Genomic DNA, 1869 nt, shown 5'->3' on the forward strand with positions numbered 1-1869 from the left:
GCCCGGAGGTGATGCGATGTAAAAGGTCGATCGACCTTACAACACAGCCCAACTCAAAATTGTACCAAAGATTCCGACCAAAACTTCAACTTTGCGATCGCCCAACTTCCGTGGTATCGTTCCCTTTCTCGACCCCTTCCCGATCATGACCACATCTACCGACAACTTCTACCTAGGCGATATCGCCTCCAACTTTCACTTTGCAGGCCCCCTGCTAGACTTTGAAGAAGAAATCCAGAATCAATCGCCCTTTCACGATTTAGAGTACCTGACAGGCGAAATAAAAAGGGGATTCCTCGACTACGTGCGGCAAGGGATTATGCTGGACGCGATCCGAAAACTGCGCTTGTACAAAAACAAATTCAAAACTTTCAAAAGTTACTGCGAACAAGCGCTAGGCAGACAGTATTTTTATTGCACGCAAATTATCAAATCTGCGGCAATTTGCCTGCGCTTAATCAAAGCCGGATTTGAAATTTTGCCTAGTTGCGTCGCTCAAGTTGTCCCTTTGTTCAAACACGCAGTTACAGATCAATACGGCGACTGTGCTTTGCAGGAAAAGTGGCAAGAAGTTGTGGATGTGATCCCCAAAGAAAGGATTACAGCAATAACGATTGCCGAAACAGTTGACAACAATCCCAACCTCAGGTTAAAACAAATTCGGATCAAAACCGACACCTACACTCTTTTAACCAAAAAAGCAGCCGCTGCGGGAATGTCAATTTCGGAATTTTTGGGGCGGCTGGTTGACGAATACAACCCTAGAAATTTGGAGCAGCCAGCGGAGCACACTCCTGAACAGGAGCAGATTTTAGACCAATTAGACGCTGAGTTTAAGAAGCCGGCAGCCGAACAAACTTCAACTTTTGCTAAAGACAAAGTTAAATCTAAAGGTTTTGGAGTTAAAAATGAGCATAAAGGTGGTACAAGGGAGGTGAAGGCGAAAAGTTCGGAAGGTAAGGTTAAGGCTAAAAGTGCAGAAAGTCAAATTAAGTTGAAAACTCAGCAAACTGAAATCCCCGCCACAAAACTGTCTAATTCATTTAACGAGAAAAATCATGAAGTCATCTGCCCAAAACCCAATCATGCGTCAACTGAAGCTGATGGAGGCTCAATTGACCGAGATTCAGTGCCAACTGATTAAAGCCACTGTGTTGAATTGGTGGCAAATCGTTTTGCCTGACGGACAGAAGATTGCGATCGAGCACGCGGGTGGCGGACACTGGATTTTTCGGGCTAACGGTCTTGAAAAATCGCATCCTGAAGTGCGGCTAGCAGTGTTAAGGGCGATCGCCGAAGGCTGTCGCCGATAAGCTACGATGAAGGACACGGCGCTGTGTCGTGTCCCTACTGGGTGATGGGAGTTGTCATGATTTGCGGATGTTGGGGCGATACCTTCGGTCTGCCTCGCTTACGAGATTGGTATTGAGATTAGTTAAAAGTGCGATCGGAATGTCCCAACTGTGGGGCAAAATTTAAGGTTGCCGCGTTTTAGGGAGATAATTTGTTATTACCGCTTATAAATACCCCACTAAAAGCAAGCTCGAACTAGAAGCGGAGTTTAATAACCTCGCCGAAGAATGGCGTGCAGAAACCAGGATGCTGTCATTGGTTGCACAGAAGTCAATGCACGCAGCTTATCAGAGAATTATTGGTATGGGCCCGGCTGTTGTCCCGTTGATTTTGCGCGATCTCGAACAAAAACCCGATCATTGGTTTTGGGCATTGAGGGCAATTACTGGTGATAATCCGGTGGCAAAACCTGAAAAGTGCGATCGAATGAAGCTTATGACTCAAGCGTGGATAGAATGGGGAAAAGAACACGGTTATGAGTGGTAGGCTGGATTACCGTAAAATCTTGAGATTTCC

At 45.9% G+C, this 1869-nt stretch carries 3 protein-coding genes; all 3 read left to right on the plus strand.

Going from position 1 to position 1869, the window contains the following annotated elements; genetic code table 11:
• Nucleotides 1-145 precede the first annotated feature (145 nt).
• Complete coding sequence (locus QT974_RS30275) at nucleotides 146-1144, plus strand: hypothetical protein (RefSeq protein WP_333472086.1); 999 nt, start codon at nucleotides 146-148, stop codon at nucleotides 1142-1144.
• Nucleotides 1116-1313, plus strand: a complete 198-nt coding sequence (locus QT974_RS30280; protein ID WP_293349997.1) for a hypothetical protein — start codon at nucleotides 1116-1118, stop codon at nucleotides 1311-1313. The genes QT974_RS30275 and QT974_RS30280 overlap by 29 nt, the downstream gene beginning before the upstream one ends.
• Nucleotides 1314-1599: 286 nt before the next feature.
• Nucleotides 1600-1839, plus strand: coding sequence for a hypothetical protein (locus QT974_RS30285; RefSeq protein WP_333472087.1), 240 nt, complete (start codon nucleotides 1600-1602; stop codon nucleotides 1837-1839).
• The last annotated feature ends 30 nt before the right edge of the window (nucleotides 1840-1869 follow it).

This window comes from Microcoleus sp. BM001215392 (genome assembly GCF_036700185.1).
In the GTDB taxonomy this organism is placed as follows: Bacteria; Cyanobacteriota; Cyanobacteriia; order Cyanobacteriales; family Microcoleaceae; genus Microcoleus.